This window comes from Caulobacter sp. GW821-FHT12F03 (assembly GCF_058806855.1).
In genome coordinates this window covers 37,508-51,509 of the sequence record NZ_JBXAQC010000001.1, presented here as the reverse complement: position 1 = coordinate 51,509, position 14,002 = coordinate 37,508, and the positions used below count along the sequence as shown (strand labels likewise).

The 14,002-nt window shown below is 72.5% G+C and carries 12 protein-coding genes; 9 read left to right on the top strand and 3 right to left on the bottom strand.

The genetic code is table 11. From position 1 onward, the window contains the following. Positions 1-21: 21 nt before the first annotated feature. Positions 22-1,224 carry a cell wall hydrolase gene (locus tag AC1RN0_RS00210; protein ID WP_492785406.1) on the bottom strand — a complete coding sequence of 401 codons (1,203 nt, stop codon included), beginning with the start codon at positions 1,222-1,224 and terminating at the stop codon, positions 22-24. Between the two features lie 131 nt (positions 1,225-1,355). Here AC1RN0_RS00210 and AC1RN0_RS00205 point away from each other — a divergent pair, with 131 nt between their 5' ends. The 7 genes from AC1RN0_RS00205 (at position 1,356) to AC1RN0_RS00175 (ending at position 10,239) form a co-directional block, all read left to right on the top strand. Next, positions 1,356-3,740: a hybrid sensor histidine kinase/response regulator gene (locus tag AC1RN0_RS00205; RefSeq protein ID WP_492785405.1), complete on the top strand. Its 2,385-nt coding sequence runs from the start codon at positions 1,356-1,358 to the stop codon at positions 3,738-3,740. A gap of 160 nt (positions 3,741-3,900) precedes the next feature. Further along, entirely contained in the window at positions 3,901-4,986 is a 1,086-nt protein-coding gene (gene nadA / locus AC1RN0_RS00200; RefSeq protein ID WP_492785404.1) for a quinolinate synthase NadA, read from the top strand. Positions 4,987-4,998: 12 nt separating this feature from the next. Beyond that, a complete protein-coding gene (locus tag AC1RN0_RS00195) occupies positions 4,999-5,199 on the top strand; it encodes a hypothetical protein (protein WP_492785403.1) in 201 nt (66 codons plus the stop codon). Next, the gene (locus AC1RN0_RS00190) at positions 5,196-6,716 is read left to right on the top strand and encodes an L-aspartate oxidase (RefSeq protein WP_492785402.1); all 1,521 of its coding nucleotides are present in this window, start codon (positions 5,196-5,198) and stop codon (positions 6,714-6,716) included. The genes AC1RN0_RS00195 and AC1RN0_RS00190 overlap by 4 nt, the downstream gene beginning before the upstream one ends. Next, complete coding sequence (gene nadC / locus AC1RN0_RS00185) at positions 6,713-7,558, top strand: carboxylating nicotinate-nucleotide diphosphorylase (RefSeq protein WP_492785401.1); 846 nt, start codon at positions 6,713-6,715, stop codon at positions 7,556-7,558. Before AC1RN0_RS00190 ends, nadC begins: the two co-directional genes overlap by 4 nt. A gap of 77 nt (positions 7,559-7,635) precedes the next feature. Further along, the gene (locus AC1RN0_RS00180) at positions 7,636-9,462 is read left to right on the top strand and encodes a hypothetical protein (protein WP_492785400.1); all 1,827 of its coding nucleotides are present in this window, start codon (positions 7,636-7,638) and stop codon (positions 9,460-9,462) included. A gap of 21 nt (positions 9,463-9,483) precedes the next feature. After that, positions 9,484-10,239, top strand: coding sequence for an SDR family NAD(P)-dependent oxidoreductase (locus AC1RN0_RS00175; protein ID WP_492785399.1), 756 nt, complete (start codon positions 9,484-9,486; stop codon positions 10,237-10,239). Here the strand turns inward: AC1RN0_RS00175 and AC1RN0_RS00170 are convergent. Beyond that, complete coding sequence (locus tag AC1RN0_RS00170; protein WP_492785398.1) at positions 10,236-11,357, bottom strand: acyltransferase family protein; 1,122 nt, start codon at positions 11,355-11,357, stop codon at positions 10,236-10,238. The two genes, AC1RN0_RS00175 and AC1RN0_RS00170, sit on opposite strands and share 4 nt — an antisense overlap. An 89-nt stretch (positions 11,358-11,446) precedes the next feature. On the opposite strand from AC1RN0_RS00170, the gene ygiD reads away from it, so the two are divergent. Beyond that, positions 11,447-12,220 carry a 4,5-DOPA-extradiol-dioxygenase gene (gene ygiD / locus AC1RN0_RS00165; RefSeq protein WP_492785397.1) on the top strand — a complete coding sequence of 258 codons (774 nt, stop codon included), beginning with the start codon at positions 11,447-11,449 and terminating at the stop codon, positions 12,218-12,220. A 75-nt stretch (positions 12,221-12,295) separates the two neighbouring features. Here the strand turns inward: ygiD and AC1RN0_RS00160 are convergent, their stop codons facing one another. Further along, positions 12,296-12,979 carry a DJ-1/PfpI family protein gene (locus AC1RN0_RS00160; RefSeq protein ID WP_492785396.1) on the bottom strand — a complete coding sequence of 228 codons (684 nt, stop codon included), beginning with the start codon at positions 12,977-12,979 and terminating at the stop codon, positions 12,296-12,298. A 79-nt stretch (positions 12,980-13,058) separates the two neighbouring features. On the opposite strand from AC1RN0_RS00160, the gene AC1RN0_RS00155 reads away from it, so the two are divergent. After that, positions 13,059-13,997 (top strand): GlxA family transcriptional regulator, encoded by a 939-nt coding sequence (locus tag AC1RN0_RS00155; RefSeq protein ID WP_492785395.1) that lies wholly within the window; start codon positions 13,059-13,061, stop codon positions 13,995-13,997. Positions 13,998-14,002: the final 5 nt, after the last annotated feature.

Genomic DNA, 14,002 nt, shown 5'->3' with positions numbered 1-14,002 from the left:
ACCCGCGCCATGACGTCGCCGCTACTGCCCCCGCCGCGTCGCGATCGGCAGGTCGCCCGCGTTGGGGTCGGTCGGCGCGGGGGCCGGCGGCGGGGCGGTGCTGAGCGGCGCGTCCGGATCTTCCATCGCCTTGAGCCGGGCGTTGATGGTCGCGATTTCCTCTGAGGTCGGCGGACGCCGCGCGGGCTGCAGGGCGCCGGCCACGCGGATCTGCTCCTCGCCGGCGACGCCGGGCGTCTGCAGCGTGTAGGTGCGGCTCTCCCCCGCGACGTCCAGCGTAACGGTCTTGGCGGGCTCGCCCGGCACGGCGGCGTCGCCGAGCAGCTTGTCGCCCTCGGTGCGCTCGTCAAAGCCCTGCAGGATGTCGGCCGACAGGTTCGCCTCGCCGCCGGCGTAGCGTCCGTTGAAGGCCCGCGGCAGGCCGGACGGCCCGGTCCAGCGGTAGAAGATGTGCCGGCCGATCTGGGTGATCTTGTACAGCGTCGGGGCCCAGTAGGGCGCGACATAGTCGGCGTGATAGTGGGTCGCGGTGCCAACCTTGGGCATCACGTAACCGTTCAGGGCGCGCTGGGCGACGCCGCGGGCCCGCTCCCACAGCACGGGATTGGGTATCCGCGTCAGCGAGCCGTCGCAGGTGAAGCTGAACTGGCAGCCGGTGGTCCGCTGCGAGCCCTCGTAGACCACGCCGCAGACCGACTTGGGATAGCCCGGATGGCGCAGGCGGTTGAGCACGGTCTGGGCCACGGCCTGCATGCCCTCGACGGGCTCGACGGCGGCCTCGTAGTAGATCGCCTGGGTCAGGCATTCCTCGGCCCGCGCGCGGTCGTCGGCGGATGCCTTCAGCACGAAGGGCCGGGCCGGGAGGGTCGGCCCCGCGCCGAACGGCTTGAGCGCGTTGATCAGCATCGCGTCGGTGGCGCCGAGATTGAGGCTGCCGAGGGTCGGGATGCGGCTGAGGTCATAGCTGGTCCAGCCGACCACCCGGCCCCAGGGATCGGCGGCCCGCACCGGGTCGTGGCGCCGGGCCAGCGCCAGCATGGCCGGGTCCATGTCGGCCGTCAGCCGCGCCAGGGCGTCGTCGGACAGGCCCCGGGCGACCGCGACGACGCCGCCCATCCGGCCCGTGCCCGCGGCGACCCGGTAGTCGGTGACGCAGCCGGCCAGGCTGACCGCGACCAGCAGGGCCATGACCCGGCGGCCGATATGGCGCCCGGTCCCGATCAAGCGGTCCTCTGGTTGTTGCTCGGCCGGCGGGCCATCAGGCGTCTCCCGTGTTGCGCAGACTAGTGAAGGTCGTTCATCATCGTGGCAAGATGTCGCAGCGCGTCGGGGGCGCGGCGGCCAAGTGAGGTCGCATGCCCGCCACGAACGCCCGCCCCGCCGACGGCGATCACGAGCCGCTCTTCTGGCGCGCGATTCCCCTGCAACCGCCCCCCTGGCCCCAGGCCCTGGCCGTGACCGCCTCGGCGCTGGTCATCGCCACGGCCCTTCGGCTGGCGGTGCTGGGATTTCCGCAGGGCCTGGGCCCCTCCTCGACCTTCTTCCCGGCCTTTATCGCGGCGACCCTGTTCGCGGGCCAGAGGTGGGGCTGGTTCACCCTCGCGGTGGCCCTGGCCATCGGCGGCTTCTCTCCCTGGAACCCCGCCTACACCCTGCCCCAGCAAGGCACCCTGACGCTGTTCGGCCTGTCCGGCGCGGTGACGGTGATCGTCGCCACCGGCCTGCGCACGGCCCTGGTGAAACTGCGCCGCGAGGCAGCCGCCCGCAGTGAGGCCGAGGCCATGCTGCTGCTGGCCGAGGAAGCCGGCGGGCTGGGCCTGTGGGACTGGGACATCGCGGCCGGACGGGCCAACTGGTCGCGCGGCGTCTATCTCAATCTCGGCATGGCCCCGCGCGCGGAGCCGCCGCCCGCCGGCAGCCTCGTCGCATCGGTCCATCCGGACGACCTGCACCCGCTGCGGGCCGGGATCGTCGATGCGATCAAGGCCGGCTCCCAGCTGCAGGTCGACTACCGGTCGCCTGGCGAGGACGGCCGGGAGCGCTGGCTCCATGTGCGCGGCCAGGTCCACCGCAACGCCGCCGGCCGCGCCACCCGGATGGTCGGCTACATCCTCGACGTCACCGAGCGCTACCATGCGGCCGAGCAGCTGCGCGAAAGCGAAGCCCGCTTCCGCAATCTGGCGGACAGCGCGCCGGCGCTGCTGTGGATCTCGGCGCCCCGGGGCGCGCGGGAGTTCGTCAACTCCGCCTATGTCGCCTTCGTCGGCGCGAGCTACGACGAGGCGCGGGTGGTCGACTGGCGCACCCGTCTTCATCAGGACGACCTCCAGCGCATCCTGCGCGAACAGGTCGCCGGCGAGAGCAGCATGAAGCCGTTCACGCTCGAGGCCCGCTATCGCCGGGCGGACGGCGAATGGCGCTGGCTGCGCTCCTTTTCGCAGCCGCGGACCAACCCGGCGGGCGAGTTCGCCGGCTTTGGCGGCATCGCCTTCGACGTGACCGAGGCCAAACAGGTCGAGGCCGACCTGCAACGGATCAACGAACTGCTCGAGGAGCGCGTCCAGCTGGCCGTGGCCGAACGCGACCAGGCCCAGGCCGCCCTGATGCAGTCGCAGAAGCTGGAGGCGCTGGGCCAGCTGACCGGCGGCGTGGCGCACGACTTCAACAACCTGCTGACGGTGATCATCGGCGCGCTCGACATCGTCCAGCGCCATCCCGGGGACACCATCCGGACGGCGCGCCTCGGCAAGGCCGCGCTGGACGCGGCCCAGCGCGGCGAGCGCCTGACCCGCCAGCTGCTGGCCTTCTCCCGCCGCCAGCCGCTGCGGCCGGAAATCACCGACATCGACCACCTGCTGCGGGAGAGCGTGACCCTCTATCGCGGCGCGCTCGGCGAGCGGTTCATGCTCGATCTTGCGCTCGGCGCCGGCGAGGCCTCGGTCAGCGTCGACCCGGCCCAGTTCGACGCGGCGGTGATGAACCTGCTGGTCAACGCCCGCGACGCCATGCCGACCGGCGGGGTGGTCTCGCTCACCACGGCGGTGACCCCTTCGCCCGCCGGCCAGGACCTGGCGCCGGGCGACTACCTGGCCGTCAGCGTGCAGGACAGCGGCGAGGGCATGGACGAGGCCACCCGGGCCCGGGTGTTCGAGCCCTTCTTCAGCACCAAGCCGGTCGGCAAGGGCACCGGACTCGGCCTGTCCCAGGTCTACGGTTTCGTCCGCCAGAGCGGCGGCGGCGTGACCATCGACAGCGCCCCCGGCGTCGGCTCGACCATCACCCTGCTGCTGCCGCTGGCCCACGGCCGCGCCACGCCGGCCGTGGACAGCCCGTCCGAGCCCGTCGCGGCGCTGCGCGAGCTGGACATCCTGCTGGTCGAGGATGACCCGGAGGTCGCCGCCCTCGCGGAAGCCATGCTGCGGGAACTCGGGCACCGCGTCGTGTTCGCCGATACGCCTCGCACGGCGCTGGACTGGCTGCGCGGCGACGCGCCGGTCTCCCTGTTGCTGACCGACGTGGTCATGCCGGGCGACATGACCGGCGTCGACCTGGCCCGCGCGGCCGTCCAGGCCCGTCCGGATCTGCCGGTGCTGCTCAGCTCGGGCTATACCGGCCAGGCCCTGGCCTCGGCCGAGGACGCGCCCTGGCCGCTGCTGCGCAAACCCTACACGCTGGACGCCCTGGCGGCGGCCGTGCGCGACGCGGTCGAACCGCCCGGCCGATCCTCCGTTTCCGGCTGACCTGACCGATTGCGGTTGCGCGCGAGAGGCGCCGGGTCTATATCTCCCTTGCGGCTTTTGCTCAGATATAGCATAAGTCGCTGGCGCCGGAGTGGATTGGTCCGCTTCCGGCGTTTTACAGGCCCCTGAAATGCTCAAGTTGAGCATAAGGAGGATTGAGATGGCCGACGGGTTCGCTCCGCTTGATTTCACGCCCGAGGTCGAGGCCGCCACGGCGTCGCTGTGGCCCAAGGTCATGGGCCGGGTCACGCCGCTGGAGTGGCGCGTCCACGCCCCGCTGATCGCGCGGATCAACCGCCTCAAGCGCGAGAAGAACGCGGTCATCCTCGCCCACAACTACATGACGCCGGAGATCTTCCACGGGGTCGGCGACTATGTCGGCGACAGCCTGGGTCTGGCCCGCGAGGCGGCCCGCTCGGACGCGAAGATCATCGTCCAGGCCGGCGTGCACTTCATGGCCGAGACCAGCAAGGTGCTCTGCCCCGACAAGATGGTGCTGATCCCCGACCTGCGCGCGGGCTGCAGCCTGGCCAGCTCGATCACGGGCGCCGACGTGCGGCTGATCAAGCAGCGCTACCCGGGCCTGCCGGTGGTCACCTACGTCAACACCACCGCCGACGTGAAGGCCGAGACCGATATCTGCTGCACCAGCGCCAACGCCGTGCAGGTGGTCGAATGGGCCGCGAAGCAATGGGGCGTCGACCGGGTGATCCTGATCCCCGACGAGTTTCTCGCCCGCAATGTGGCCGCCCAGACCGACGTGAAGATCATCGCCTGGCAGGGCCGCTGCGAGGTGCACGAGCGCTTCAACGCCCAGGACGTGGCCGACATGCGCGAGGCCTATCCCGGCGCCGAGATCCTCGCCCACCCGGAATGCCCGGAGGAGGTCATCGCCGCCGCCGACTTCGCCGGCTCGACCGCCGCGATGAACGACTATGTCGTGGCGCGGAAGCCGAAGCAGGTGGTGCTGATCACCGAATGCTCGATGGCCAGCAACGTCCAGGCCCAGGCCCCCGACACCCAGTTCATCGGCCCCTGCAACATGTGTCCGCACATGAAGCAGATCAGCCTGCTGAACATTCTCGAGGCGCTGGAGAAGGAACAGTTCGAGGTCACGGTCGACCCGGCGCTGGCCGCCCGCGCGCGGCTGGCCGTGCAGCGGATGATCGACCTGCCCCCGCCGGCCGAGCCCGCGCGTTACGACCTGGTCAAGGCGCGCCACCATGTCGACGTCGAGCTGATCTGAGGGGACGCCGCGATGATCGCCATCCGCAAACTCGGCCTCGCCTACGGGGTCAGGGCGACCCCGCCGGAGGTCAGCAAACCCTGGAGCAGCCTGCTGCCCCTCAATGCCCGCAATGTGGTGGAAGAACTGATCCGCCACGGCTGCAGCCTGCAGGACGCCTTCGACGCCATGGTCGTGGCCGATCCCGCCCGAGCCGCACTGGAACTGAGATGACCGAGCGCATTCATCACGACGGGGTCCTGGTCATCGGGGCGGGCCTGGCCGGCCTGACCGCCGCCATGGCCGCGGCGCCGCGCAAGGCGCTGGTGCTGTCGCCGACGCCGCTGAACCAGGGCTGCTCCTCGGCCTGGGCCCAGGGCGGCATGGCCGCCGCGCTTGGCGACGACGACGCTCCGGCGCTGCACGCGGCCGACACCCTGGCCGCCGGCGCGGGTCTCTGCGACGCGGCGATGGTCGAGATCCTGACCCGCGAGGGTCCCGACGCCGTGCGCCATCTGGCCGACCTCGGCGCGCCGTTCGACCGCACGGCCGACGGCCACTTCGCCCAGAGCCTCGAGGCCGCCCACAGCCGCGCCCGCGTGGCCCGGGTCAAGGGCGACCAGGCCGGCCGCGAGATCATGCGCGCCATGACCGTGGCGGCCTTCGTCTCGCCGCTGATCAGCACCCGCGCCGGCGTCCGCGCCCGCCGCCTGCTGCAGGACGCGACGGGCCGGGTCCGCGGCGTGCTGGCCGAACAAAAGGGCCAGCTGATCGAGATCACCGCCGACGCCGTGATCCTGGCCACCGGCGGCATCGGCGGCCTCTACGCCGTCACCACCACCCCCGCCGAGCTGAAGGGCGAGGGCCTGGGCCTCGCCGCCCTGGCCGGCGCCGTCATCGCCGATCCCGAGTTCGTGCAATTCCACCCCACGGCCATCGACATCGGTCGCGACCCCGCCCCGCTGGCCACCGAAGCCCTGCGCGGCGAGGGGGCCCGGCTGCTCAACGCCCGGGGCGAGGCGTTCATGATCAACTACGATCCGGCCGCCGAACTGGCGCCGCGCGACGTGGTGGCCCGCGCCATCCACGCCGAGATCGTCGCCGGCCGCGGCGCCTTCCTCGACGCCCGCACGGCGGTCGGCGGGCACTTTCCCGATGAATTCCCGGCCGTGTTCGCCGCCTGCGTCAGCGCCGGCATCGACCCCCGCTACCAGGTCATCCCGGTCGCCCCGGCCTGCCACTACCACATGGGCGGCGTGGTCACCGACGCCACGGGCGCGACGACCCTGCCCGGCCTCTACGCCGCCGGGGAGTGCGCCTCGACGGGCGTCCACGGCGCCAACCGGCTGGCCTCCAACTCGCTGCTGGAAGCGGCCGTGTTCGGCGCCCGCGCCGGGGCGGCGGCCCGCGATCTGGCCGCGCCGACGGGCCGGATGATCCCCGGCCCGGCCCTGCCCGACCTGCCGGCGCCGGCCCTGGCCGAGCTGCGCCGGGCCATGACCCACGACGCCGGCGTGGTGCGCGACGCCGAGGGCCTGGTCCGGCTGGTCGAGACGGTCGAGACCATGAAGGCCCGCCACGGCGAGGGTCCGATCCTGACCACCGCCGGCCTGGTGGCCGAGGCGGCCCTGGCCCGCCGCGAGAGCCGCGGCGCCCACTACCGCACCGACTATCCCCTGTCGGCCGAGCCGCCGACCCGCACCTACCTGACCCATCCGGGCCAGACCGCCCTCAAGGTCGCCGCCGAATGATCGCCCCCCTGCCCGACCTGCTGATCGATCCCGTCGTCCGCGCCGCCCTCGCCGAGGATCTCGGCCGGGCCGGCGACATCACCGCGCTCGCCTGCATCGACGCCGACGCGCGGCTGGAGGCGACCTTCGGCGCCCGCAAGGCCGGGACGATCGCCGGCCTCGCCTGCGCGCGGCTGGCGATCATCGCCATGGACCCGCAGGCGAAGTTCAAGGCGAAGGTCAGCGACGGCGATCAGGTCGCGGCCGGCGCCGTGCTGGCCAAGGTCTCGGCCAACGCCCGCGCCCTGCTGTCGGCCGAGCGCACGGCGCTGAACCTGCTGGGCCGGCTCAGCGGCGTGGCGACCCTGACCCGCACCTATGTCGACGCCGTGGCCGGCACGACCGCCCGCATCACCGACACCCGCAAGACCACGCCGGGCCTGCGCGCGCTGGAGAAGTACGCCGTCCGTTGCGGCGGGGCGCTGAACCACCGCTTCGGCCTGGATGACGCCATCCTGATCAAGGACAACCACGTCGCGGCCTGCGGCGGGGTCGGCGAGGCCATCCGCCGCGCTCGCGCCTTCGCCGGCCATCTGGTCAAGGTCGAGTGCGAGGTCGACAGCCTGAACCAGCTGGCCGAGGCCCTCGACGCCGGCCCGGACGTCGTCATGCTGGACAATTTCAGCCTCAAGAACCTGCGCATCGCCGTCGGCATGACCGCCGGCCGCGTGGTGCTCGAGGCGTCGGGCGGGGTGACGCTGGAGACCGTCCGCGACATCGCCGAGACCGGCGTCGACGTGATCAGCGTCGGCGCCCTGACCCATTCGGCGTCCGTGCTGGACATTGGCCTGGACGCGGCCTGACCTCCGCAGGCGACGCCTGACGATTCACGGATCATTACCGCCGCGGCGGCTACACCCTTCGCGAGAGAGGGTGGGCGATGCGTCTGGCGAGACTGTTGATCTACCCGGTGCTTCTGCTGACCGCCTTCATCGGCATGCTGCCGGGTGCGGTGTTCCTCGGCATGCTGGCGCTGATCGTGCCGGGGCTGATCCTGGTCGCGGCGCCGACGGTGGCGCTCTACGCACCGTTCGTCGACCTGCTGGTCACCGGACTTTTCACCCGCCGCCCGCTGCTGTGGCTGCCGGGCCTGTTCGGCCTGGCGCTGATCGGCGCCGCCCTGCCGCTGGGCGCCAGCCAGGCCCTCGACAAACGCATCGCCGCCGAGACGGCCGGCGACTTTGAGCGCGATCCCGGCGGCGCGCCCCGCCGGCTGCTGCTCTACGACCATCGCCGCACGGCGGGCGCGGCCGGCAGCCTCTACGCCGGGCGCTGGCTCTACGACAGTTCCGACGGCTCGGCCTGTGACGACACCTGCGCCCGGCTGCTGTTGAACCGCAAGGTCGAGGCGATCATCCGGCCCTCCGGCCGGGACCTGCCCCAGCTGCTGGACCTCGCGGGCGGGTACGCCGGGCCGGCGAGGGTCTACACCTACGAGCCGGCCGCCACCTGCCCGGCCGGCAACCGGCTGGACCTCGACGTCAAGGCCGACACCCTGGCGGTGATCGGCGCCGGTCACTGCATCATCGGCCGCGAGGTCACGGCCCCCGCCTTCGACACCGCCGTCACCGGCCTCGTCGAGAGCGCCGGCGGCGCCCCGCGGCTCGACCCGATGGCCGACGGTCTGACCAGCGTCACCCGCCGCGCGATCTGGCGCTGCGGCCCCGCCGGCTGCGCCGCCACCGCCGTGCGCACGACGATCACCGCCCGCCGGCTCGCCGCCCCCCTTGTCGTGGGCATCGAGGACCACGCCGACATGAACCTGCGCCGGGCCTTCCGACGCCAGAGCGTGACGATCCATCCGGGCGGGCGGGACGCCTGGATCCTGTCCCTGTTCCGGATGACGCGCGCGCCCCTGCCCGCCGTCGATCCGGCCCGCCAGCGCCAGAGCGCGGCCGCGACGCTGGCCGCCGCCGCCGCGGAGCGCCGGCCCTTGAGCGCGGCCGAGGCCCAGACCATCGGCCAGGTCCTGAGGATCATGGCCGATCGGCCGGAGACGCCCACGGCCGACGACCTGGCGCTGCTACGGACCATCGCCCTGCACCCGACCGCCGACTTCCTGATCTATTTCTCGCAGGTCTTCTACGCCCACCCCGAGGCCCGGGCCGAGGTGGCCGACGCCGCCGTCGCCGGCTTCGCCCGGACCGCGTCGCGCGAGGACCCGCGCAGGCAGAGCGGTCTGCGCCGCTCCCTCGCCTCGGTCATCGCCGATCTGCCGGCGGACAGCTTCAGCGCCCGGGGCCCGGCCATCCTGCGGGCGGCGGCCATTCCCGGCGCACTGGACGGCGCCGGCGACCTGCTGACCCGGCTCGGCGACCTCGGTCCGGCGGCGGTTCCGCTGCTCAGCCGCGCGCTGGCGGAGCCCGGCGACGCGGAAGCGGCGGCCTACGGCCTCTGCCGGGTCGGCGCCCCGGCCGTGGGCGCGGCCCCGGCTCTCGTGTCGATGCAGGCCAACGGCTCCCCCTGGAGCCGCGACCGCGCCCGCGTCATCGCCGTCACCCTGGCGCGGATGGGACGGCCCGACCTGATCCGCCGGCCGCCGCCCGAGGCCTACGTGCGGGTCAACGCCGCGGGCAAACGCTACGATGACGCCTGGTTCGATGCCGTGCCGCCGACGATCACGCCCGCATCGCCGCCGGACGTCTGTTCGCAGGACACCGTCCGCAACCGCCGGGCCCGGCGGCCGCGACCACCTGAATCGCGCTAGGATCCTCGCCAGAGGTGACCCATGCACATCGACCTGACCGGCAAGACCATCCTGGTGACCGGCGCCAGCCGGGGCATCGGCGCGGCCATCGCCACCGCGCTCGCGGGCTCGGGCGCGACGGTCGCGGTGCACTGTTCGGCCTCGCCGGACGAGGCGGCCGCTGTCGCCGCCGCCTGCGGTCATGACGCCCGGGTGTTCATCGCTGACCTCGCCGACCCGACCGCCTGCCAGCGGCTGTGGCGTGAGGTCATCGACCACTACGGCCGCGTCGACGCTCTGGTGAACAACGCGGGGGTAGCCGCCGCCGCGGGCGACGCCTCGATCGACCGCTGGCTGGAAATCTGGAACCGGACCCTGGATGTGAACCTGCGCGCCGCGGCCCTGCTCTGCCGGCTGGCGACCGACCACTTCATCGCGCGCGGCGGCGGGCGGATCATCAACATCAGCTCGCGGGCGGCGTTCCGCGGCGACCAGCCGGACTACATCGCCTACGCCGCCTCAAAGGGTGGCATGGTCGCCCTGACGCGTTCGATCGCGCGCGGCTACGGCAAGCAGGGCATCGTCGCCTTCAACGTCGCGCCGGGCTTCACCCGCACGGCCATGGCCCAGGACTTCATCGACCGGTACGGCGAGGACTACGCCGTCAGCGACATCGCCCTGACCCGGCTGACCGAGCCGAAGGACATCGCCCCGACGGTGGTGTTCCTCGCCAGCGGCCTGGCCGATCACGCCACCGGCGCGACGATCGACATCAACGCCGCGTCCTACGTCCACTAGGCGGCGGACGGCGCCTCGGCGGGACCCGGCGCGCGGCGCTTCGCCAGCCAGGCCTGCACCGGCGCGTCGACATAGCGGTGGAACAGCGCGGCCACGACCAGGGCCAGCGGCAGCGACAGCGCCCACAGGCCCCAGTGCAGGGCCGGCGCCAGCGTCACCTTGCGCGCCAGGGTCTCCAGCGCCCCGAACCACAGCAGGCCCGTCAGGGCATGGGTCACGAACAGGGCGAACGACAGCTTGGCCCCCTGCTCGATCAGGGCCGATGGCCGGCGCACGGGCAGGCGGCCGAAGCCCCAGACGATGACCGCGATGCAGACCAGGCTCGGCAGGTCGACCCGGCCGGCGACCTGCAGCATGACGAAGGCGACGAACGCCAGGCCCGCCAGCACGCGCGCCATCGACACGGACGGCGCGCCCAGCTCGACCATCCGCGCGATGCAGACGCCGAGCAGGAACAGCGGCGCGGCCCGGACGACGCCCAGGCTGTAGTCGAGGTCATAGAGGGTGTGATGGAACACGGCCTTGCAGATCAGGTCCGCGCCCATCATGCCGGTCAGGCCCAGCGCCAGCAGGGCCGCCGGGCTGGTCAGGCGGCTGACCCAGCGCCAGAGCAGCGGGAAGGCGGCGTAGCAGACCAGCAGCGCCGACAGCGACCAGCTGGGGTGGTTCCAGCCGCCGCCGCCGGCGACGCCCCAGGCCTGGACCATGAAGGCCTGCATCAGCAGGGCCAGCGGCGTGAAATTGGCCGGATGCACGGGCCGGTCGCCGGCCATCTCGGCCGCCAGCACGATGACGCCCATCACCGCCAGCACGATCAGCTGCGCCGGCCACAGGCGGGTCAGGCGCTTCTTCACGAAGCCCACCAGGCTCACCCGGCCCGACAGGATCTGACCGCCATAGGCCCGGCCCAGCACGAAGCCCGACAGGATGAGAAAGAAGTCCGTCGCCAGATAACCGCGCCCGAACACCGGGTGCAGATCGGCCAGCACCAGCGGCGCTTCGGCGCCATAGTGGTACAGCACGATCAGCAGCGCCGCGGCCAGGCGCAGCGCATCGAGCGCGCCACCGCGGCCGGCCTCCCCGGAATGGGCTACTGAATGGGACAGATCTCGCGTCAAAAGAGAAAACTCCGGGCTCTGCCAAGGGATATTGCAATCGCCGGGCCGCCGCTTATCTGTATCTGATCCGGTTACTCAAGGAGGCATCCATGACCGCCCGCATGCCCGTGCTCTTCCTCGGCCATGGCTCGCCGATGAACGCGATCGAGGACAATGCCTGGCGGCGCGGCTGGGCCGAAGTCGCCGCCGGCCTGCCCCGCCCGAAGGCGGTGCTGTGCGTCTCGGCCCACTGGGAGACGCGCGGTGCCGCGGCCGTGTCGGCCGCCGAACACCCCGGCACCATCCATGACTTCGGCGGCTTTCCGCAGGCGCTGTTCGATGTGCAGTACCCCGCGCCCGGCGATCCGGCGCTGGCGGCGCGGGTCGGCGAGTTGCTGGCGCCCGATCCGGTCGTGCAGCACCCGGGCCGCGGCCTCGACCACGGCGCCTGGAGCGTGCTGCTGCCGATGTACCCGGCGGCCGACGTGCCGGTCGTCCAGCTGAGCCTCGACCGCGGCCGGACGGGCGCCTGGCACTACGCCGCCGGCCGCCGCCTGGCCGCCCTGCGCGACGAGGGGGTGCTGATCGTGGCCAGCGGCGACATCGTCCACAATCTGCGCGACGTCGACTGGCGCAGCGGCGCGACCCCGGCCTGGGCGCCGCGCTTCAACGAAGCGGCCAAGGCCCTGATCGAGACCGGCGACCACGGGCCGCTGATCGACTTCGAGCGCCTCGGCCCCGACGCGGCCTGGTCCATCAACAGCGCCGAACACTACCTGCCGCTGCTCTACGCACTCGGCGCGGCGGACGCGGGCGAGCCGGTCGGGTTCTTCAACGACGATGTCTTCGCGGGGATTTCGATGACGAGCGTGCAGTGGGGCTAGGGAGCAGGAAGCAGGAAGCAGTTCGACCTTGCGCGCCACCGGCGCCGCGCCAATCCCTCTGCTACGCCCTACGCCCTACAGCCGCGCCGCCGCCTCTTCCGCCGCCCCCGTCCTCACCGACATCGCCCGCTCGTTGAACGCCTTGATCGTCGCCAGCACATGGGCCGGCGCCGTCTCCGGCCGCCCGGCGTTGAACGGCGGGGCCGGGGCGTACTCCAGCGCCAGCTGCAGGCCCTGGGCGAAGTCGTCGCCGGCGATCTCGGCGGCCAGGGTCAGGGCGAAGTCGATGCCCGCCGTCACACCGCCGCCCGTGACGTAACGGCCGTCGCGCACCACCCGCGCCGGGTCGGGGATCGCCCCGAACAGCGCCAGCTGGTCGCGCCAGGCCCAGTGGCAGGCCGCCCTGCGCCCCTTCAGCAACCCGGCCGTCGCCAGGATCAGCGATCCGGTGCAGACCGAAGTGACCCAGGTCGCGCCCTCCGCCAGTCGCCGGATCTGGCCGATGAACACCGGGTCGAGCATCGCCTGGGTCGTCCCGAACCCGCCCGGAATGCACAGCAGGTCGCAGGCCTCGATGTCCGCGAACCGCGTCAGGCCGGCGAAGGTCAGGCCGTCGGCCTCCATCTCGCCGCCGTCGAGGCTGGCCACCGTCGTCACCGCGCCCGGCAGGCGCGAGAGGAACTGGTGCGGTCCGGTGAAGTCGAGGTGCGTGACTCCGGGATACAGGGCGAAGACAATGCGCAGGGAATCGGTGGTCATGAGGCGGGCTCCGGTTGACGTCGCCACCCTGCCGGACCTAGCGTCCGTCCGAAATGACAATATTCCCTCATTTTCCGCCATGCGCGCGATAGGCGTCCTCGTCTTCGAGGGATTCCAGCTGCTCGACGCGGCCGGGCCGATCGGCGCGTTCGAGATCGCCGGACGCTATGTGCCGGGGGCTTACGACATCAGAATTCTGTCGCGGAGCGGCGGCCGGGTGGCCAGCTCCTCGGGCGTGACGCTGGACAGCCTGTCGTTCGCCGACGCCGGCCCGCTCGACACCCTGCTGGTCTCCGGCGGCGAGGGCACGCGGGGGCCGTCGATCGACGCGGCGACGCTCGACTACGTGCGCCAGACCCACCGCACGGCCCGCCGCACGACCAGCGTCTGCTCGGGCGCCTATGTGCTGGCCCAGGCCGGCCTGCTCGACGGCAAACGCGCCACGACCCACTGGAACCGCAGCAAGGACTTCGCCCGCCGCTATCCGAAGGTGAGGCTGGAGCCGGACCGCATCTGGATCCGCGACGGGGCGATCTGGACCAGCGCCGGAATCACCGCCGGCATCGACCTGGCCCTGGCCCTGATCGCCGAGGACCTCGGCGAAGACGTCGCCCGCAAGACCGCCCAGCAGCTGGTCGTCTACCACCGCCGCCCCGGCGGCCAGTCGCAGTTCTCGGCCCTGCTGGAGCTGGAGGCCGGCGGCCGCTTCGACAGCCTGATGGCCTGGGCCCGCGTGAACCTGCGCAACCCGCTGACCGTCGAGGAACTGGCCGCCCGCGCCGGCATGAGCGAACGTAACTTCGCGCGCGCCTTCACCGCGGCCACCGGCTTCACCCCGGCCAAGGCCATCGAACGCCTGCGCGTCGAGGCCGCCCGCACCCTGCTCGACTCCCAGCCGCTGCAGGTCGAGGACGTGGCCCTGGAAACCGGCTTCGGCGACGCCGAGCGGATGCGCCGGGCCTTCATCCGCGCGTTCGGCCAACCGCCCCAGGCGCTGCGGCGGGCGAGAGCGGCATAGGGGAC